The 19,503-nt window shown below is 53.8% G+C and carries 14 protein-coding genes; 3 read left to right on the top strand and 11 right to left on the bottom strand.

Translation table 11 applies throughout. The features are described from left to right. Positions 1–2 precede the first annotated feature (2 nt). Genes apaG through lptD form a run of 5 tightly spaced genes read right to left on the bottom strand, consistent with a single transcriptional unit; the run spans position 3 to position 5,886 of the window. Positions 3–380, bottom strand: coding sequence for a Co2+/Mg2+ efflux protein ApaG (gene apaG, locus FEM44_RS14745; protein WP_000610905.1), 378 nt, complete (start codon positions 378–380; stop codon positions 3–5). Positions 381–382: 2 nt separating this feature from the next. Beyond that, positions 383–1,204: a 16S rRNA (adenine(1518)-N(6)/adenine(1519)-N(6))-dimethyltransferase RsmA gene (gene rsmA / locus FEM44_RS14750; protein WP_135523757.1), complete on the bottom strand. Its 822-nt coding sequence runs from the start codon at positions 1,202–1,204 to the stop codon at positions 383–385. Continuing rightward, positions 1,201–2,190 (bottom strand): 4-hydroxythreonine-4-phosphate dehydrogenase PdxA, encoded by a 990-nt coding sequence (gene pdxA, locus FEM44_RS14755; protein ID WP_135523758.1) that lies wholly within the window; start codon positions 2,188–2,190, stop codon positions 1,201–1,203. Before pdxA ends, rsmA begins: the two co-directional genes overlap by 4 nt. Continuing rightward, positions 2,190–3,476: a peptidylprolyl isomerase SurA gene (gene surA, locus FEM44_RS14760; RefSeq protein ID WP_000800488.1), complete on the bottom strand. Its 1,287-nt coding sequence runs from the start codon at positions 3,474–3,476 to the stop codon at positions 2,190–2,192. The genes pdxA and surA overlap by 1 nt, the downstream gene beginning before the upstream one ends. Positions 3,477–3,528: 52 nt before the next feature. Beyond that, positions 3,529–5,886 (bottom strand): LPS assembly protein LptD, encoded by a 2,358-nt coding sequence (lptD, locus tag FEM44_RS14765; RefSeq protein ID WP_135523759.1) that lies wholly within the window; start codon positions 5,884–5,886, stop codon positions 3,529–3,531. Positions 5,887–6,140: 254 nt separating this feature from the next. Here lptD and djlA point away from each other — a divergent pair, with 254 nt between their 5' ends. Continuing rightward, positions 6,141–6,956 carry a co-chaperone DjlA gene (gene djlA, locus FEM44_RS14770; RefSeq protein ID WP_064525264.1) on the top strand — a complete coding sequence of 272 codons (816 nt, stop codon included), beginning with the start codon at positions 6,141–6,143 and terminating at the stop codon, positions 6,954–6,956. 113 nt (positions 6,957–7,069) lie between these two features. Here djlA and rluA read toward each other — a convergent pair whose 3' ends face one another. The 6 genes from rluA to araB all read right to left on the bottom strand — a co-directional run bounded on the left by rluA (position 7,070) and on the right by araB (position 17,430). Further along, a complete protein-coding gene (rluA, locus tag FEM44_RS14775; protein WP_135523760.1) occupies positions 7,070–7,729 on the bottom strand; it encodes a bifunctional tRNA pseudouridine(32) synthase/23S rRNA pseudouridine(746) synthase RluA in 660 nt (219 codons plus the stop codon). Positions 7,730–7,740: 11 nt separating this feature from the next. Next, positions 7,741–10,647 carry an RNA polymerase-associated protein RapA gene (rapA, locus tag FEM44_RS14780; RefSeq protein ID WP_135523761.1) on the bottom strand — a complete coding sequence of 969 codons (2,907 nt, stop codon included), beginning with the start codon at positions 10,645–10,647 and terminating at the stop codon, positions 7,741–7,743. 163 nt (positions 10,648–10,810) lie between these two features. Further along, entirely contained in the window at positions 10,811–13,162 is a 2,352-nt protein-coding gene (gene polB, locus FEM44_RS14785) for a DNA polymerase II (protein ID WP_135523762.1), read from the bottom strand. Positions 13,163–13,236: 74 nt separating this feature from the next. After that, positions 13,237–13,932 carry an L-ribulose-5-phosphate 4-epimerase gene (gene araD / locus FEM44_RS14790; protein WP_135523763.1) on the bottom strand — a complete coding sequence of 232 codons (696 nt, stop codon included), beginning with the start codon at positions 13,930–13,932 and terminating at the stop codon, positions 13,237–13,239. Positions 13,933–14,216: 284 nt separating this feature from the next. Further along, entirely contained in the window at positions 14,217–15,719 is a 1,503-nt protein-coding gene (gene araA, locus FEM44_RS14795) for an L-arabinose isomerase (RefSeq protein WP_135523766.1), read from the bottom strand. 10 nt (positions 15,720–15,729) lie between these two features. After that, positions 15,730–17,430 (bottom strand): ribulokinase, encoded by a 1,701-nt coding sequence (araB, locus tag FEM44_RS14800; RefSeq protein ID WP_135523767.1) that lies wholly within the window; start codon positions 17,428–17,430, stop codon positions 15,730–15,732. 337 nt (positions 17,431–17,767) lie between these two features. Here araB and araC point away from each other — a divergent pair, with 337 nt between their 5' ends. Continuing rightward, positions 17,768–18,646: an arabinose operon transcriptional regulator AraC gene (araC, locus tag FEM44_RS14805; RefSeq protein ID WP_130217548.1), complete on the top strand. Its 879-nt coding sequence runs from the start codon at positions 17,768–17,770 to the stop codon at positions 18,644–18,646. An 85-nt stretch (positions 18,647–18,731) separates the two neighbouring features. Further along, positions 18,732–19,496 carry a DedA family protein gene (locus FEM44_RS14810; protein ID WP_135523768.1) on the top strand — a complete coding sequence of 255 codons (765 nt, stop codon included), beginning with the start codon at positions 18,732–18,734 and terminating at the stop codon, positions 19,494–19,496. The last annotated feature ends 7 nt before the right edge of the window (positions 19,497–19,503 follow it).

A 19,503-nucleotide genomic window follows, 5' to 3' on the forward strand; every position in this document is an offset into this window, starting at 1 on the left:
TTTTAATGAATGAGTATTGGAACGGAGAGTCGAAATACAGGAATGTCGATGCTGAATGGAACGCCATTTTCATCGATCATTTCGTAGTGACCCTGCATGGTGCCCATCGGTGTTTCAATAATCGCACCGCTGGTATACTGGTACTCTTCGCCAGGGGCGATATGCGGCTGAACGCCCACCACACCTTCGCCCTGGACTTCTGTTTCACGGCCATTGCCGTTGGTGATCAGCCAGTAACGTCCCAACAACTGCACTGGCGCTCGCCCCAGGTTGCGTATGGTTACGGTATAAGAAAAAACGTAACGTTCATTATCAGGTGAAGATTGTGCCTCAATGTAGACGCTTTGAACCTGAATACACACTCGGGGCGAATTGATCATTGTTAACTCTCCTGCAAAGGCGCGTTCTCCGCCAGATAGTTCGCCATCTGGCAATATTGCGCGACAGAGATGTTTTCCGCTCGCATCGCCGGGTCGATGCCCATTTCCGTTAACACCTCGACGCTAAACAGGTTGCCGAGGCTGTTACGAATGGTTTTACGACGCTGGTTAAAGGCTTCGGTGGTGATACGGCTTAACACGCGAACATCTTTAACCGGGTAAGGCATCGTTGCATGAGGAACCAGGCGCACGACGGCGGAATCCACTTTTGGTGGTGGTGTAAAGGCTGATGGCGGCACTTCCAGCACCGGGATCACGTTGCAATAGTATTGCGCCATGACGCTTAATCGACCATACGCCTTGCTGTTCGGTCCTGCAACCAGACGATTCACCACCTCTTTTTGCAACATAAAGTGCATGTCGGCAATGGCATCAGTATAGCTAAACAGATGGAACATCAACGGCGTGGAGATGTTATACGGCAGGTTACCGAAAACGCGCAGCGGCTGACCCATTTTCTCGGCCAGCTCGCCGAAGTTAAAGGTCATCGCATCCTGCTGATAAATCGTCAGTTTCGGGCCTAAGAACGGATGCGTTTGCAGACGCGCCGCCAGATCGCGGTCAAGTTCGATGACTGTCAGCTGGTCCAGCCGTTCGCCAACCGGTTCGGTTAAAGCTGCCAGACCGGGGCCGATTTCGACCATTGCCTGGCCCTTTTGCGGGTTAATGGCAGAAACAATACTGTCGATCACGAACTGATCGTTGAGAAAGTTTTGCCCGAAGCGTTTACGGGCTAAGTGGCCCTGGTGGACTCGTTTATTCATTGGGTATTAACAATCATTTTGATGGCGAGATTAAGCGCCGTAATAAAACTGCCGACATCGGCTTTGCCACGTCCCGCCAGTTCCAGCGCGGTGCCGTGGTCAACCGATGTGCGAATAAAGGGCAGGCCCAGCGTAATGTTCACACCGCGCCCGAAGCCCTGGTATTTTAGCACGGGAAGACCCTGATCGTGGTACATCGCCAGCACGGCGTCGGCGTTGTCGAGATATTTAGGCTGAAACAGGGTATCGGCAGGCAACGGCCCGTTGAGTTTCATCCCCTGCGCCCGCAGTTCGTCGAGAACGGGAATGATGGTGTCTATCTCTTCCGTGCCCATATGACCGCCTTCGCCTGCGTGCGGGTTCAGGCCACAGACCAGAATGCGCGGTTCGGCAATACCAAATTTGGTCCGCAAATCGTGATGCAAAATAGCAATCACTTCGTGCAGAAGTTCAGGGGTGATGGCGTCAGCAATATCGCGCAGCGGTAAATGCGTTGTTGCCAGCGCCACGCGAAGTTCTTCGGTCGCCAGCATCATCACCACTTTTTTCGCCTGCGCACGCTCTTCGAAAAACTCGGTATGACCGGTAAACGGGATGCCAGCGTCATTAATGACGCCTTTATGCACCGGACCTGTAATCAGCGCGGCAAATTCACCTTTCAGGCAACCGTCGCACGCGCGTGCCAGCGTCTCCACCACATAATGCCCATTCTCAACTGCTAATTGTCCCGCAGTGGCAGGTACACGTAGTGCAATGGGAAGTAGCGTCAGCGTTCCCGCAGATTGCGGTTGCGCAGGGGAGTCGGGGGAGTAAGGGCGGAGGTTAAGCGGTAAACCGAGCATCGCTGCCCGGTCGGTAAGGAGAGTGGCATCGGCACAAACAACCAGTTCTACCGGCCACTCTCGTTGTGCAAGCTGGACAACTAAGTCCGGGCCAATCCCGGCGGGTTCGCCGGGAGTGATCACAACACGTTGGGGTTTAACCATTAGTTGCTCAAAATTTTAACATAAGCGCTGGCGCGTTGTTCTTGCATCCAGCTTGCTGCTTCTTCCGAGAACTTACGGTTCATCAGCATGCGGTATGCACGATCTTTTTGCGCCGCATCGGTTTTATCGACGTTACGGGTGTCCAGCAGTTCGATTAAATGCCAGCCGAATGAAGAGTGAACCGGTGCGCTCATTTGACCTTTATTCAGGCGGGTCAACGCATCACGGAAGGCTGGATCGAAAATATCTGGCGTAGCCCAACCGAGATCGCCGCCCTGATTTGCAGAGCCCGGATCCTGAGAGAACTCTTTCGCTGCCGCAGCAAATGTGGTTTTACCACTCTTGATATCTGCAGCAATTTGTTCCAGTTTCACGCGGGCCTGTTCGTCAGTCATGATCGGCGACGGTTTCAGCAGAATATGGCGAGCATGAACTTCGGTCACCGAGATATTTTTGCTTTCGCCGCGCAGGTCGTTAACTTTCAGAATGTGGAAGCCAACGCCGGAACGAATTGGGCCAACAATGTCGCCTTTCTTCGCGGTGCTTAATGCCTGGGCGAAGATCCCCGGCAGTTCCTGAATACGGCCCCAGCCCATTTGGCCGCCGTTCAGCGCTTGCTGATCGGCAGAGTGAGCGATAGCCAGTTTGCCGAAGTCTGCACCGTTACGTGCCTGATCGACAATGGCACGCGCCTGAGTCTCCGCCTCATTCACCTGTTCAGAAGACGGGTTTTCCGGCAGCGGGATCAGGATGTGGCTTAAGTTCAGTTCAGTGCTGGCATCATTTTGATTACCGACTTGCTGTGCCAGAGCTTCAACTTCCTGTGGCAGGATAGTGATGCGACGACGCACTTCGTTGTTGCGCACTTCCGAGATAATCATCTCTTTGCGGATCTGATTACGATAGGTGTTGTAGTTCAAACCATCGTAAGCCAGACGGCTGCGCATCTGATCCAGCGTCATGTTGTTCTGTTTGGCAATGTTGGCAATCGCCTGATCAAGCTGCTCATCGGAGATTTTCACTCCCATTTTCTGCCCCATCTGCAGGAGGATTTGATCCATGATCAAACGTTCCATGATTTGGTGGCGCAGTGTAGCGTCATCAGGAAGTTGCTGCCTTGCCTGGGCAGCGTTCATTTTTACCGACTGCATTAATCCATCAACGTCGCTTTCCAGCACGACGCCGTTATTGACGACGGCTGCGACTTTATCGACTACCTGGGGGGCAGCGAAACTGGTATTCGCAATCATGGCGATACCGAGAAGCAGCGTTTTCCAGTTCTTCATACTTTTTCCATTTCAATTAACCGCACTGCGGATTACGTGGTAAATCAACAAATCACAAAGAGTTTTGATACGGCAAAATGTTCGAACGCAGCATCTCTTGCGTACCCAGACCGTAGTTGGAACTCAGGCCGCGAAGTTCGATGTTAAAGCCGATTGCGTTGTCATATATCGCATGTTGCTTATCGTTATCCCAACCGTTCAGCTTACGCTCATAACCGACGCGGATCGCATAGCAGCAGGAGCTGTATTGCACGCCTAACATTGAGTCGGCTTGCTTGTTCGCGTTGGTGTCGTAGTAGTACGCCCCGACAATCGACCAACGATCGGCGATTGGCCAGCTAGCGACTGCACCTACCTGCGAAATGCCATTCTTATACTGCTCGGCAGTCGAATAGTATTTAGGCAGCGTAGCCTGAATATATTCCGGGCTGGCGTAGCGGTAGTTCAGCTGTACCAGACGGTCTTCATCCCGACGATATTCAATGCTGGTGTTACTGGTGGCTACGTTATCCAGACGAGTATCGTACTGAATGCCGCCACGCAATCCCCAGCGCTCGGAGATGCGCCAGTAGGTATCGCCTGCCCATACCAGTGAGCCCGTTTTGTCGTCATTCTCCCATGTTATGTTGTCATCGCCGGTGCGAGACTCCGTGAAATAGTAGATTTGACCAACGGAAATATTAAAACGTTCAACGGCTGCATCATCATATACGCGAGTTGTGATGCCGGTCGTCACCTGGTTCGCGGAAGCAATACGGTCAAGACCGCCATAAGTCCGGTCCCTGAACAGGCCCGAGTAGTCCGATTGCAGCAAGGAGGAGTCGTAGTTATAGATGTCGCTCTGATCGCGATACGGCACATACAGGTATTGCGCGCGCGGCTCCAGCGTCTGGGTGTAACCCGGCGCCAGCATTTCCATATCACGTTCGAAGACCATTTTGCCGTCAACTTTAAATTGCGGCATTACGCGGTTAACAGAATCTGCCAACTTATTGTTTTGCGGGTTGCTGTTATACCAGTCGAGATTGGTCTGCTGATAATGGGTAGCCAGCAGCTTCGCTTCGGTATTGATGCTGCCCCAGGTGTTGGATAACGGCAGGTTGATCGTCGGCTCCAGATGAACGCGGGTAGCCTCCGGCATATTGCTGTTTGTATTAACAAAATGCACTGCCTGACCATAAATTCGGGTATCAAACGGACCGAGATCGTTATGGTAGTAGTTGACGTCTAACTGCGGTTCAGCGGCATAGCTGTTGCCACTGGTATCATCAAAAACCTGGAATTGTTTAGTCGAAAGCGTGGCGTCAAAGTTCTGCACCGCATAGCCCACGCTGAATTTTTGCGTGGCGTAACCATCGGTACTGGAACCATATTTATTATCAAAATCATTGAAATAGGTCGGGTCGCTGACTTTGGTGTAGTCGATGTTAAAGCGCCAAACCTGGTCCATCACTCCAGAGTGTTGCCAGTAGAACAACCAACGGCGTGAATTGCTATCTTCTGGATGTTCATCTTCATAGACTTTATCCGAAGGCAGATAGTCCAGTTCCATCAAGCCTGCGCCGGCCTGGGTGAGATAACGGAATTCGTTTTCCCACATAATGTTGCCACGACGATGCATATAATGCGGCGTGATGGTGGCATCCATATTTGGCGCGATGTTCCAGTAATACGGCAGGTAGAACTCAAAGTAGTTGGTGGTGGTGTACTTGGCGTTCGGGATCAAGAAACCAGAACGGCGTTTGTCACCCACCGGCAACTGTAAATAGGGGCTGTAAAAGATCGGAACCGGACCCACTTTAAAACGGGCGTTCCAGATCTCCGCGACTTGTTCTTCGCGGTCATGAATAATTTCGCTACCCACCACGCTCCAGGTATCAGAACCCGGCAGACAGGAGGTAAAAGAACCGTTATCCAGAATGGTGTAGCGGTTTTCGCCACGCTGTTTCATCAGGTCTGCTTTACCGCGCCCCTGACGCCCCACCATCTGATAATCACCTTCCCAGACGTTGGTGTCTTTGGTGTTCAGATTCGTCCAGCCTTTTGGCCCTTTGAGGATCACCTGGTTATCGTCGTAATGGACATTACCGAGCGCATCGACGGTACGTATCGGCTCCGGTTGTCCAGGCGCCTCTTTTTGATGAAGCTGTACTTCATCAGCCTGCAGACGGCTGTTACCCTGCATGATATCCACGCTGCCGCTAAACACGGCGTCATCGGGGTAGTTCCCCTTTGCATGGTCAGCATTAATCGTCACGGGTAGGTCATTAGTATCGCCCTGTACCAGAGGACGGTCATAGCTTGGCACGCCCAACATGCACTGTGAGGCGAGGTCGGCTGCCAGTCCCTGTTGACTATAAAGGGCGGTGGCAATCATGGTGGCCAGGAGAGTGGGGATACGTTTTTTCATACGTTGATTTTATTGTTCCATCATCGGTAACGTTGCGCGTGACAAACGGTCAGAGACTAACGTACTCGTCATCTCTACGCTAGTGTTAATCCTGTCCGAATAGCGTCTGTGGTGTTAGGCACGGCATTGAATGACAGGTATGATAATGCAAATTATAGGCGATGTCCCACAATTGACCGCAGCCGGAAAACGGTAAAAGCACCTTTATATTGTGGGAGATAGCGCTGGTTTCCGTAAGTCCATTTGGGGAATATATGCAGTATTGGGGAAAAATCATTGGCGTGGCCGTGGCCTTACTGATGGGCGGCGGCTTTTGGGGCGTGGTGTTAGGCCTGTTAATTGGCCATATGTTTGATAAAGCCCGTAGCCGCAAGATGGCGTGGTTCGCCAACCAGCGCGAGCGTCAGGCGCTGTTTTTCGCCACCACTTTTGAAGTGATGGGGCATTTAACCAAATCCAAAGGTCGCGTTACCGAGGCTGATATCCATGTCGCCACATTGCTCATGGATCGGATGAATTTACACGGCGCTTCCCGTACTGCGGCGCAAAATGCGTTCCGGGTGGGAAAATCAGACAATTACCCACTGCGCGAAAAGATGCGTCAGTTCCGCAGCGTCTGCTTCGGGCGTTTTGATTTAATTCGTATGTTTCTGGAGATCCAGATTCAGGCGGCGTTTGCTGATGGTTCGCTGCATCCGAATGAGCGAGCGGTGCTGTATGTCATTGCTGAAGAATTAGGGATCTCCCGCGCCCAGTTTGATCAGTTTCTGCGTATGATGCAGGGCGGTGCACAGTTTGGCGGCGGTTATCAGCAGCAATCTGGCGGTGGTAACTGGCAGCAAGCGCAGCGTGGCCCGACGCTGGAAGATGCCTGTAATGTGCTGGGCGTGAAGCCAACGGATGAGGCGACCACCATTAAACGCGCCTACCGTAAGCTGATGAGTGAACACCATCCGGATAAGCTGGTGGCGAAAGGTTTACCGCCTGAGATGATGGAGATGGCGAAGCAGAAAGCACAGGAAATTCAGCAGGCCTATGAGCTGATTAAGCAGCAGAAAGGATTTAAATAAGTTTCAAATTGTAGGCCTGATAAGACGCGGCCCGCGTCGCATCAGGCAATCGGCGCAAAATTGCCGGATGCGGCGTGAACGCCTTATCCGGCTTACCGAACTTGCAGGAAAGGTTAAAAATCCGCTGGCGCCTTAAACGTCATACTATTGCCATATGCCGGATGGGTAATCGTCAACATCTCTGCATGTAGTAGCAAACGCGGTGCCATCTCCCTGGCTTCTGGTGAAGCATAAAAACGATCGCCGAGAATCGGATGACCCAGCGCCAGCATATGCACACGTAGCTGATGCGAACGCCCGGTAATCGGCTTTAACACCACTCTTGCCGTGTTATCCGCCGCATACTCCACCACTTCATACTCCGTCTGCGCAGGTTTCCCTGTTTCGTAACAGACTTTCTGCTTCGGGCGGTTTGGCCAGTCGCAAATCAGCGGTAGATCCACCAGACCTTCGGCGGGGGATGGATGCCCCCAGACGCGAGCCACATACTGCTTTTTCGGCTCGCGCTCGCGGAACTGGCGTTTTAACTCCCGCTCCGCGGCTTTGGTCAGCGCTACTACAATCACCCCGCTGGTAGCCATATCCAGACGATGCACCGATTCTGCTTGCGGATAATCACGCTGAATGCGCGTCATCACGCTGTCTTTGTGCTCTTCCAGACGACCCGGTACAGACAACAAACCGCTCGGCTTGTTGACCACCATAATGTGGTCATCCTGATACAGGATAACCAGCCAGGGTTCCTGCGGTGGATTGTAGTTTTCCATCCCCATTTTCGGCTCCGTTACTGATGCGTCACAACGATCAAACGCAGGGCATCCAGACGCCAGCCTGCCTGATCCAGGCTTTCCATTACCTGCTGACGGTTGCTTTCAATGGTGGTCAGTTCGTCGTCACGAATGTTCGGGTTCACCGCACGCAGCGCTTCCAGACGAGACAGCTCGGCAGACAGTTTTTCGTCGGCTTCGTTACGCGCTGCATCAATCAATGCACGGGCAGATTTCTCGATCTGCGCTTCACCCAACTGGAGGATAGCGTGAACATCCTGCTGCACGGCGTTAACCAGTTTGCTGCCAGTGTGACGGTTAACCGCGTTAAGCTGACGGTTAAAGGTTTCAAACTCAACCTGCGCTGCCAGGTTGTTGCCGTTTTTATCCAGCAGCATACGTACCGGTGTCGGCGGCAGGAAGCGGTTAAGCTGCAACTGCTTCGGCGCCTGGGCTTCAACCACGTAAATCAGCTCTACCAACAGTGTACCTACCGGCAATGCTTTGTTTTTCAGCAGTGAAATCGTGCTGCTACCAGTATCGCCAGAGAGGATCAGATCCAGACCGTTGCGGATCAGCGGATGCTCCCAGGTAATAAACTGCGCATCTTCACGCGCCAGCGCCACTTCACGGTCGAAGGTGATGGTAATACCGTCTTCCGACAGGCCAGGGAAGTCCGGCACCAGCATATGGTCGGACGGCGTCAGCACGATCATGTTGTCGCCGCGATCGTCCTGATTGATACCGATGATATCGAACAGGTTCATGGCGAAGGCGATCAGGTTGGTATCGTCATCCTGCTCTTCAATGCTTTCTGCCAGTGCCTGGGCTTTTTCGCCACCGTTGGAATGGATCTCCAGCAGGCGGTCACGACCCTGTTCCAGCTGTGCTTTCAGCGCCTCGTGCTGCTCGCGGCAGTTTTTGATCAGATCGTCAAAGCCTTCGGTTTGATCCGGTGAAGCCAGATAGTTAATCAGATCGTTATATACGCTATCGTAAATAGTGCGTCCGGTCGGGCAGGTGTGCTCGAACGCATCCAGACCTTCGTGATACCAGCGCACCAGCACTGACTGAGCGGTTTTTTCCAGATAAGGCACATGGATCTGAATATCGTGCGCCTGGCCGATACGATCCAGACGACCAATACGCTGTTCCAGTAGATCTGGGTTGAACGGTAGATCGAACATTACCATGTGGCTGGCGAACTGGAAGTTACGTCCTTCAGAACCGATTTCCGAGCACAGCAGTACCTGTGCGCCGGTATCTTCTTCGGCGAACCATGCGGCAGCGCGGTCACGTTCGATAATCGACATGCCTTCGTGGAACACCGCGGCGCGAATACCTTCACGTTCGCGCAGTACTTGCTCCAGTTGCAGCGCAGTGGCCGCTTTGGCGCAGATCACCAGCACTTTCTGAGAGCGATGGCTGGTCAGGTAGCCCATCAGCCACTCAACGCGCGGATCGAAGTTCCACCAGGTGGCGTTATCACCTTCAAATTCCTGATAAATACGCTCCGGGTAGAGCATATCGCGAGCGCGGTCTTCCGCACTTTTACGTGCGCCCATAATGCCGGACACTTTAATCGCCGTCTGATACTGCGTCGGCAGCGGCAGCTTAATAGTGTGCAGCTCGCGTTTCGGGAAGCCTTTCACACCGTTACGCGTGTTACGGAACAGCACGCGGCTGGTGCCGTGGCGATCCATCAGCATCGAAACCAGTTCCTGACGGGCGCTCTGGGCATCTTCGCTGTCGCTGTTTGCCGCCTGCAGCAACGGCTCAATATCCTGCTCGCCGATCATCTCACCGAGCATGTTCAGTTCGTCATTGCTCAGTTTGTTACCTGCCAGCAGCATGGCGACAGCGTCCGCAACCGGACGATAATTTTTCTGCTCTTCAACGAACTGCGCGAAATCGTGGAAACGGTTCGGGTCCAGCAGACGCAGACGGGCGAAGTGGCTTTCCATTCCCAGCTGTTCCGGGGTTGCGGTCAGCAGCAGAACGCCAGGCACGTGCTCTGCCAGTTGTTCAATAGCCTGATATTCGCGGCTCGGCGCGTCTTCGCTCCACACCAGGTGATGCGCTTCATCGACCACCAGCAGGTCCCATTCGGCTTCACAGAGATGTTCCAGACGCTGTTTGCTACGACGGGCAAAATCCAGCGAGCAAATCACCAGTTGTTCGGTGTCGAACGGGTTGTAAGCATCGTGCTGAGCTTCGGCATAACGCTCATCATCAAACAGCGCAAAGCGCAGGTTGAAACGGCGCAGTATTTCCACCAGCCACTGATGCTGTAAAGTTTCCGGTACGATAATCAGCACACGTTCAGCAGCGCCAGAGAGCAACTGCTGATGCAGGATCATCCCGGCTTCAATGGTTTTCCCTAAACCCACTTCGTCAGCCAGCAGAACGCGCGGCGCGTGGCGGCGACCAACATCATGAGCGATGTTGAGCTGGTGCGGGATCAGACTGGTACGCTGACCGCGCAGGCCGCTGTACGGCATACGGAACTGTTCGCTGGAATACTTACGCGCGCGATAACGCAGCGCAAAGCGGTCCATACGGTCAATCTGCCCGGCAAACAGACGGTCCTGCGGTTTGCTGAACACCAGTTTGCTATCAAGGAAAACTTCACGCAGGGCCACGCCGGACTCTTCAGTATCCAGGCGAGTACCGATATAGGTCAGCAAGCCATTTTCTTCTTTTACTTCTTCGACTTGCATCTGCCAGCCGTCATGGCTGGTAATGGTATCACCAGGGTTGAACATCACGCGGGTCACGGGGGAATCACTGCGTGCGTACAGACGGTTTTCACCAGTAGATGGGAAAAGTAATGTGACAGTTCGCGCATCCACCGCGACAACGGTTCCAAGTCCTAATTCGCTTTCTGTATCGCTGATCCAGCGTTGACCAAGTGTAAAAGGCATATGTGTTTGGCTCTATATCTTTAATTGCAGGCAATAACTACCCGCTACCAGACTAATGTGGTAGTGGTGTTATTCAGGTCCAGGAATGGAAAGGGCGCTATGGTACTGGATGGCAAGGCATTCGTCACGCATCAAAATGGTATCTGACGAACTCTTTTTTTGCTCAAAATAGCCCAAGTTGCCCGGTCATAAGTGTAGCAAAATTATCCTCAATAAAGGGGAGTATTCCTTCCGCCACTGGCTGAAGCTGGCGGGTCAGATAGTGTTCGTAATCCAGCGGTGAACGTTGATAGTCCAGCGGCTCCGGGCCGTTGGTGGTCCATACGTACTTAATGGTGCCACGGTTCTGGTATTGCAAGGGGCGACCGCGTGTTTGGTTTTCTTCATCGGCAAGGCGTGCAGCGCGTACATGTGGCGGTACATTACGCTGATATTCGCTCAGCGGACGGCGCAGCCGTTTACGGTAAACCAGTTGGGCATCCAGTTCACCCGCCATCAGTTTGTCGATGGTTTCGCGTACGTATTCCTGATATGGCTCGTTGCGGAAGATGCGCAGGTATAGCTCCTGCTGAAACTGCTGGGCCAGCGGCGTCCAGTCGGTGCGCACGGTTTCCAGCCCTTTAAATACCATCCGCTGTTTGTCGCCCTCCTGAATCAGCCCGGCGTAGCGTTTTTTGCTGCCGGTATCGGCTCCGCGAATGGTTGGCATCAGAAAACGGCAGAAATGAGTTTCATACTCCAGTTCTAATGCGCTGGTCAGCCGTTGTTTTTGCAGCGTTTCCGCCCACCAGGCGTTAACGTGTTGCACCAGTGCACGACCGATTTTCGCCGCCTCTTCTTCCGAATGTGCGCCTTTCAGCCAAACAAACGTTGAGTCGGTATCGCCGTAGATCACGTCATAGCCCTGCGCTTCAATCAATGCTTTGGTTTGCCGCATGATCTGATGACCACGCATAGTGATCGACGACGCCAGGCGCGGATCGAAGAAGCGGCAGGCAGTGGTGCCAAGCACGCCATAAAAGGCATTCATGATGATCTTCAGCGCCTGCGACAGCGGTTTGTTGCCCTGACGTTTGGCTTCATCGCGCCCGTGCCAGATATTAGTCACAATCTCCGGCAGGCAATGTTTTTCCCGCGAGAACCAGGCATCGAGAAAACCTTCGGTGCTATGCTCTGGATCAGGCTGCGCCATGCCTTCCACCAGCCCGACGGGATCAATCAGAAAAGTGCGGATGATCGACGGGTACAGGCTTTTGTAGTCCAGCACCAATACTGAATCATAAAGCCCTGGCCGCGAATCCATCACGTAGCCGCCAGGGCTGGCGTGTGGCGGCACTTCGCCGAGATTAGGCGCGACATAACCAGCGCGGTGCATACGGGGAAAATAGAGATGACCAAACGCCGCCACCGAACCGCCGTGCCGATCTACCGGCAGGCCGTTCACCGTTGCTCGTTCGAGCAAAAACGGCATGATTTCAGTTTTGTGGAAGATCTGCGTCACCAGTTCGCAATCTTTCAGGTTATAAGTCGCCAGCGCGGGCTTATCTTCGGCGAAACGACGGTCAATTTCGTCCATCCGATCCCACGGGTTATCGATAGATTTTCCTTCGCCTAATAGCTCCTGAGCGACAGTTTCCAGTGAGAATGAAGAGAAATTCCAGAACGCGGATTTCAGCGCCTCGATACCGTCAATAATTAGCCGACCTTTAGCCTGAGCAAAAAACACACCGTCTTTAAAGCCGTGCTCGCGCCACTCCAGCTCGCTGTTATCGCGCCCCAGACGCAGTGGAATACGGTAACGCTCGGCATGTTTTTGCAGCATTCGCAGATCGAACTGCACCACGTTCCAGCCGATGATCACATCGGGATCGTGATTTGCAAACCAGGCGTTAAGTTTTTCCAGCAGCTGCGGGCGGCTGGCGACGTATTCCAGTTCGAAATCGAGCGAGGAGGCGTCGCCATTCTCTGGCCCCAGCATATAAACGATACGCTGCCCGCAACCTTCCAGGCCGATACAGTACAGTTCACCGTGGCGGGTGGTTTCAATATCTATAGAGACCCACTTGAGCGGCGGGCGGTAGTCGGGATGCGGTTTCAGGCGAGCATTAACGATAGCGCCATTGCGCATATCTCCCTCGACCCACACCGGAGCGGTGATAAACCGCTCCATCAGATAGCGTTCTGGCGGGCGCACATCGGCCTCGTAGACGGTAACGCCACCTTCACGCAGGCGCTTTTCGTAATTCATCAACTGGCGATGGGCGCGACAGTAAAGGCCATACACCGGCTGGCGGTGAAAATCCTTTAACGCCAGCGGTGTCAGGCGAAAGCCTTGTTCACCCTGCAAAATATGCTGAGCGCGGAGAACCTGATCGGCGGGAATAAACGCCACGGACTCTTGCGGCACAAGCGTAACGTGCAACGGCCCGTTGTCCGTTGCCAGCCAGAAAGAAACTTCGGTCCCTTGAGGGGTATCCCGCCAGTGTCGGGTTAAGATAAAACCTGCCTGCGCCACGCTGAAAATCCAATAAAAAACCAGGCTTGAGTATAGCCTGGTTTCGTTTGACTGGCTGTGGTTTTATACAGTCATTACTGCCCGTAATACGCCTTTGCACCATGCTTACGCAGATAGTGTTTATCCAGCAAGGTTTGCTGCATATCAGGGAGCTGCGGGGCCAGCTGGCGGCAGAAAATCCCCATATAAGCGACTTCTTCCAGCACGATGGCGTTGTGCACCGCATCTTCGGCATTTTTACCCCACGCAAATGGACCGTGAGAATGGACCAGAACGCCGGGCATTTGCGCCGCGTCGATCCCCTGTTTTTCGAAGGTTTCTACGATGACGTTACCGGTTTCCCACTCGTATTCACCGTTGATTTCTGCGTCGGTCATTTTACGCGTACAAGGAATGGTGCCGTAGAAATAGTCGGCGTGAGTGGTGCCGGTTGCTGGAATCGACTGACCTGCCTGCGCCCAGATGGTGGCATGGCGGGAGTGCGTGTGAACAATACCGCCAATGGACGGAAATGCCTGATAGAGCAGTCGGTGAGTTGGCGTGTCAGAGGAGGGCTTTTTCGTACCTTCAACCACTTCACCTGTTGCGATGCTGACCACGACCATATCGTCGGCGGTCATGATGCTGTAATCGACGCCGGAAGGTTTGATCACAAAGACGCCGCGCTCGCGATCAACGGCGCTGACGTTGCCCCAGGTCAGCGTGACCAGGTTGTGTGTTGGGAGCGCCAGGTTGGCTTCTAGTACCTGACGTTTGAGATCTTCTAACATGTTGACTCCTTCGTGCCGGATGCACTTTGCTTATCCGGCCGACAAAATCGCAGCGCGTAGGTCAGATAAGACGCGCCAGCGTCGCATCAGGCGCTGAATGCCGGATGCGCTTTGCTTATCCGGCCTACAAAATCGCAGCGCGTAGGCCTGATAAGACGCGCCTGCGTCGCATCAGGCGTTGAATGCCGGATGCGCTTTGCTTATCCGGCCTACAAAATCGCAGCGTGTAGGCCTGATAAGACGCGTCAGCGTCGCATCAGGCGTTACATACCTGATGCGGCTACTTAGCGACGAAATCCGTAATACACTTCGTTCCAGCGCAGCGCGTCTTTAAACGCTGGCAGGCGGGTGTCGTTATCAATCACCGTGATTTCAATGTCGTGCATCTCGGCGAACTGGCGCATATCGTTAAGGTTCAGCGCATGGCTGAAGACGGTATGGTGTGCGCCACCAGCAAGGATCCACGCTTCGGAAGCAGTTGGCAGATCCGGTTGTGCTTTCCACAGCGCATTCGCCACTGGCAGTTTCGGCAGGGAATGCGGCGTTTTCACCGTGTCGATGCAGTTAACCAACAGACGATAACGATCGCCGAGATCAATCAGGCTGGCGACAATCGCTGGACCGGTTTGAGTATTGAAGATCAGGCGTGCTGGATCATCTTTACCGCCAATACCGAGGTGCTGAACGTCGAGGATCGGTTTCTCTTCTGCGGCGATCGACGGGCAGACTTCCAGCATATGGGAGCCGAGCACCAGGTCATTACCTTTCTCGAAGTGATAGGTGTAGTCCTCCATAAAGGAGGTGCCGCCCTGCAGACCGGTTGACATCACCTTCATGATGCGAAGCAGGGCGGCAGTTTTCCAGTCGCCTTCGCCCGCAAAGCCGTAACCCTGCTGCATCAGACGCTGTACGGCCAGACCCGGAAGCTGTTTCAGACCGTGCAGATCTTCAAAGGTGGTGGTGAACGCGTGGAAGCCACCTTGTTCCAGGAAACGCTTCATCCCCAGCTCAATACGCGCCGCTTCCAGCACGTTCTGCCGTTTTTCGCCGTGGATTTGTGTGGCAGGCGTCATGATGTAGCTGCTTTCATACTCATCGACCAGCGCGTTAACATCGCCATCGCTGATGGAGTTCACCACCTGCACCAGATCGCCAACCGCCCAGGTATTAACGGAGAAACCGAACTTGATCTGCGCGGCAACTTTATCGCCGTCAGTGACCGCCACTTCACGCATGTTGTCACCAAAACGGCAGACTTTTAGATGACGGGTATCCTGTTTAGAGACCGCCTGGCGCATCCAGGATCCGATACGTTCATGCGCTTGTTTATCCTGCCAGTGACCGGTAACGACGGCATGTTGCTGACGCATACGCGCGCCGATGAAACCGAACTCGCGGCCGCCGTGCGCGGTCTGATTCAGGTTCATAAAGTCCATGTCGATGCTGTCCCACGGCAGCGCCGCGTTGAACTGGGTGTGGAATTGCAGCAACGGTTTGTTGAGCATGGTCAGGCCGTTGATCCACATTTTTGCCGGGGAGAAGGTGTGCAGCCATACCACCAGACCCGCGCAATGATCGTCGTAATTGGCATCGCGGCAAATTGCGGTGATTTCGTCCGGCGTGGTACCCAGCGGTTTCAGCACCAGTTTGCAGGGCAGTTTCGCTTCCGTATTCAGCGCATTAACGACGTGCTCGGCATGTTGGGTGACCTGACGCAGGGTTTCCGGGCCATACAAATGCTGGCTGCCAATTACAAACCACACTTCATAATTATCAAAAATCGTCATTGTCGTGTCCTTATAGAGTCGGAACGGCCTGGGCAGCCTGTGCCGGGGCGGAAGTTGGAAGATAGTGTTGTTCGGCGCTCATCGCCCATTGCTGATAGCGGCGATAAAGCTGTTCAAAGCGTTGTGCCTGTTCGCTGCGCGGTTGCAGGGTTTTCTCTACCGCACTGGCCATTTTTTGCTGTGCTGATGGGATGTCGGCATACACTTTCGCGGCGACGGCAGCGAAAATTGCCGCACCGAGCGCACAGCATTGGTCAGAGGCAACAATTTGCAGCGGGCGATTCAGTACGTCGCAGCAGGCTTGCATAATCACCTGGTTTTTCCGCGCGATGCCGCCCAGCGCCATCACGTTGTTTACGGCGATCCCCTGGTTGGTGAAGCACTCCTGAATTGCGCGCGCGCCAAAAGCGGTAGCGGCAATTAAACCGCCGAACAGTAGCGGAGCGTCGGTAGCGAGGTTCAGGTCGGTAATCACCCCTTTCAGGCGTTGGTTAGCGTTTGGCGTGCGACGACCGTTAAACCAGTCGAGTACTACCGGCAGGTGATCCAGAGACGGGTTTTGAGCCCATGCTTCGGTCAGCGCCGGAAGCAGTTGTTTCTGGCTGGCTTTGATTTGCTCTTTTAGTTCCGGATGCTGGGCGGCAAGTTGTTCCAGCGGCCAGCCGAGTACGCGACCAAACCAGGCGTAGATATCACCAAACGCCGACTGACCGGCTTCCAGACCGATAAATCCAGGAACCACGCTGCCATCAACCTGACCGCAAATACCTTTCACTGCCCGCTCGCCAACGCTCTGTTTGTCGGCAATCAGAATGTCGCAGGTGGAAGTACCGATAACTTTTACCAACGCGTTAGGCTGTGCGCCCGCGCCGACTGCGCCCATATGGCAGTCAAACGCGCCGCCGGAAATCACCACGCTTTCAGGCAGGCCGAGACGCTGTGCCCATTCCGGGCATAAGGTGCCCACCGGAATATCGGCAGTCCAGGTGTCAGTGAACAGCGGGGAAGGTAAATGGCGATTGAGGATCGGGTCCAGCTCATCAAAGAAACTGGCTGGCGGTAAACCGCCCCAGCTTTCGTGCCATAGCGACTTATGCCCGGCGCTGCAACGTCCGCGGCGAATATCCTGCGGGCGGGTGGTACCGGAGAGCAGGGCGGGTACCCAGTCGCACAGTTCAATCCACGATGCGGCAGATTGCGCCACGGCGCTATCCTGGCGAGTCACATGCAGGATTTTTGCCCAGAACCATTCGCTGGAATAAATACCACCAATATAGCGAGAGTAGTCAGTTTTGCCCGGTGTATGACACAAGCGGGTGATCTCTTCCGCTTCTTCAACCGCCGTGTGGTCTTTCCACAAAACGAACATCGCGTTCGGGTTTTCGGCAAACTCCGGGCGTAGCGCCAGCACGTTGCCGTCGGCGTCGATTGGTGCGGGCGTCGAGCCGGTACTGTCAACGCCAATCCCGACCACAGCTGCGCGCTGTTCGACGCTAAGCTCTGCAAGCACGGTTTTCAGTGCCGCTTCCATTGACTCAATGTAGTCACGCGGATGATGACGGAACTGGTTATTCGGGGCATCACAAAATTGCCCTTCCTGCCAACGGGGATACCACTCTACGCTGGTGGCGATCTCTTCACCGGTGGCGCATTCCACCGCCAAAGCTCGCACAGAATCACTGCCAAAATCGAGGCCAATTGCAATCGCCATCGTTTCACTCCATCCAAAAAACGGGTATGGAGAAACAGTAGAGAGTTGCGAAAAAAAGCGTCAGGCAGGATCCGCTAATCTTATGGATAAAAATGCTATGGCATAGCAAAGTGTGACGCCGTGCAAATAATCAATGTGGACTTTTCTGCCGTGATTATAGACACTTTTGTTACGCGTTTTTGTCATGGCTTTTGCCCGCCTTTGTTACAAAATGCTTTTCACAAGCGGGGTTGCCGGTTGGATTAGCGAGAAGAGCCAGTAAAAGACGCAGTGACGGCAATGTCTGATGCAATATGGACAATTGGTTTCTTCTCTGAATGGCGGGAGTATGAAAAGTATGGCTGAAGCGCAAAATGATCCCTTGCTGCCGGGTTACTCGTTCAACGCCCATCTGGTGGCGGGTTTAACGCCGATTGAGGCTAACGGTTATCTCGATTTTTTTATCGACCGACCGCTGGGAATGAAAGGCTATATTCTCAATCTCACCATTCGCGGACAGGGCATAGTGAAAAACCAGGGGCGAGAATTTGTCTGCCGGCCAGGCGATATTTTGCTATTCCCGCCGGGAGAAATTCATCACTACGGTCGTCATCCGGAGGCCCGCGAATGGTATCACCAGTGGGTTTACTTTCGCCCCCGCGCTTACTGGCACGAATGGCTTAACTGGCCGTCGATATTTGCCAATACCGGTTTCTTTCGCCCGAACGAAGCGCATCAGCCGCATTTCAGCGATTTGTTCGGGCAAATTATCAATGCCGGACAAGGGGAAGGGCGCTATTCGGAGTTGCTGGCGATAAATCTTCTTGAGCAATTGTTACTGCGGCGCATGGAAGTCATTAATGAGTCGCTACATCCGCCAATGGATAATCGGGTACGCGAGGCTTGTCAATACATCAGCGATCACCTTGCGGACAGTAATTTTGATATCGCCAGTGTCGCACAGCATGTTTGCCTGTCTCCGTCGCGTCTGTCGCATCTGTTCCGCCAGCAATTAGGGATTAGCGTCTTAAGCTGGCGCGAGGACCAACGCATCAGTCAGGCGAAGCTGCTATTGAGCACGACTCGTATGCCTATCGCCACTGTCGGACGCAATGTTGGCTTTGACGATCAGCTCTATTTCTCGCGGGTATTTAAAAAATGTACAGGCGCCAGCCCGAGCGAGTTCCGTGCCGGTTGTGAAGAAAAAGTGAATGATGTAGCTCTCAGGTTGTCATAATTGGTAACGAATCAGACGATTGACGGCTTGACGGAGTAGCATTGGGTTTGCAGAATCCCTGCTTCGTCCATTTGACAGGCTCATTATGCAAGCATTGCTGGAACACTTTATTACCCAATCCACTGTGTATTCATTGATGGCGGTGGTGTTGGTGGCCTTTCTGGAGTCACTGGCGCTGGTCGGTTTGATTCTGCCCGGTACGGTGCTGATGGCGGGGCTGGGGGCGCTGATAGGTAGCGGCGAGTTAAGTTTCTGGCACGCCTGGCTGGCGGGGATTGTTGGCTGCCTGATGGGCGACTGGATCTCCTTCTGGTTGGGCTGGCGGTTTAAAAAGCCGCTGCATCGCTGGTCCTTTCTGAAGAAAAACAAAGCGCTACTCGATAAAACCGAGCATGCGCTGCATCAACACAGCATGTTTACCATTCTGGTCGGGCGCTTTGTCGGGCCGACGCGCCCGCTAGTGCCAATGGTGGCGGGGATGTTGGATCTACCTGTGGCGAAATTTATCACGCCAAATATTATCGGCTGCCTGTTATGGCCACCGTTTTACTTCCTGCCGGGGATTCTGGCGGGCGCGGCGATCGATATTCCTGCCGGAATGCAGAGTGGCGAGTTTAAATGGTTGCTGCTGGCGACGGCGGTGTTTTTGTGGGTTGGCGGCTGGCTGTGTTGGCGGTTATGGCGCAGCGGTAAAGCAACTGACCGTTTAAGTCATTATTTATCGCGTGGTCATTTGTTGTGGCTGACACCGTTGATATCTGCCATTGGCGTGGTGGCGCTGGTGATGTTAATTCGCCATCCGTTGATGCCGGTGTATATCGATATTTTGCGGAAAGTGGTTGGGGTTTAGGGCATAG

Origin of the sequence: Escherichia sp. E4742 (assembly GCF_005843885.1) — a bacterium.
GTDB lineage: Bacteria > Pseudomonadota > Gammaproteobacteria > Enterobacterales > Enterobacteriaceae > Escherichia.

Excerpts from the sequence above, each read along its gene's own strand:
- apaG (WP_000610905.1), bottom strand. The coding sequence starts at position 380 with ATGATCAATTCGCCCCGAGTGTGTATTCAGGTTCAAAGCGTCTACATT.
- lptD (WP_135523759.1), bottom strand. The coding sequence starts at position 5,886 with ATGAAAAAACGTATCCCCACTCTCCTGGCCACCATGATTGCCACCGCC.
- djlA (WP_064525264.1), top strand. The coding sequence starts at position 6,141 with ATGCAGTATTGGGGAAAAATCATTGGCGTGGCCGTGGCCTTACTGATG.
- rsmA (WP_135523757.1), bottom strand. The coding sequence starts at position 1,204 with ATGAATAAACGAGTCCACCAGGGCCACTTAGCCCGTAAACGCTTCGGG.
- araA (WP_135523766.1), bottom strand. The coding sequence starts at position 15,719 with ATGACGATTTTTGATAATTATGAAGTGTGGTTTGTAATTGGCAGCCAG.
- surA (WP_000800488.1), bottom strand. The coding sequence starts at position 3,476 with ATGAAGAACTGGAAAACGCTGCTTCTCGGTATCGCCATGATTGCGAAT.
- rluA (WP_135523760.1), bottom strand. The coding sequence starts at position 7,729 with ATGGGGATGGAAAACTACAATCCACCGCAGGAACCCTGGCTGGTTATC.
- araB (WP_135523767.1), bottom strand. The coding sequence starts at position 17,430 with ATGGCGATTGCAATTGGCCTCGATTTTGGCAGTGATTCTGTGCGAGCT.
- araD (WP_135523763.1), bottom strand. The coding sequence starts at position 13,932 with ATGTTAGAAGATCTCAAACGTCAGGTACTAGAAGCCAACCTGGCGCTC.
- FEM44_RS14810 (WP_135523768.1), top strand. The coding sequence starts at position 18,732 with ATGCAAGCATTGCTGGAACACTTTATTACCCAATCCACTGTGTATTCA.
- araC (WP_130217548.1), top strand. The coding sequence starts at position 17,768 with ATGGCTGAAGCGCAAAATGATCCCTTGCTGCCGGGTTACTCGTTCAAC.
- rapA (WP_135523761.1), bottom strand. The coding sequence starts at position 10,647 with ATGCCTTTTACACTTGGTCAACGCTGGATCAGCGATACAGAAAGCGAA.
- pdxA (WP_135523758.1), bottom strand. The coding sequence starts at position 2,190 with ATGGTTAAACCCCAACGTGTTGTGATCACTCCCGGCGAACCCGCCGGG.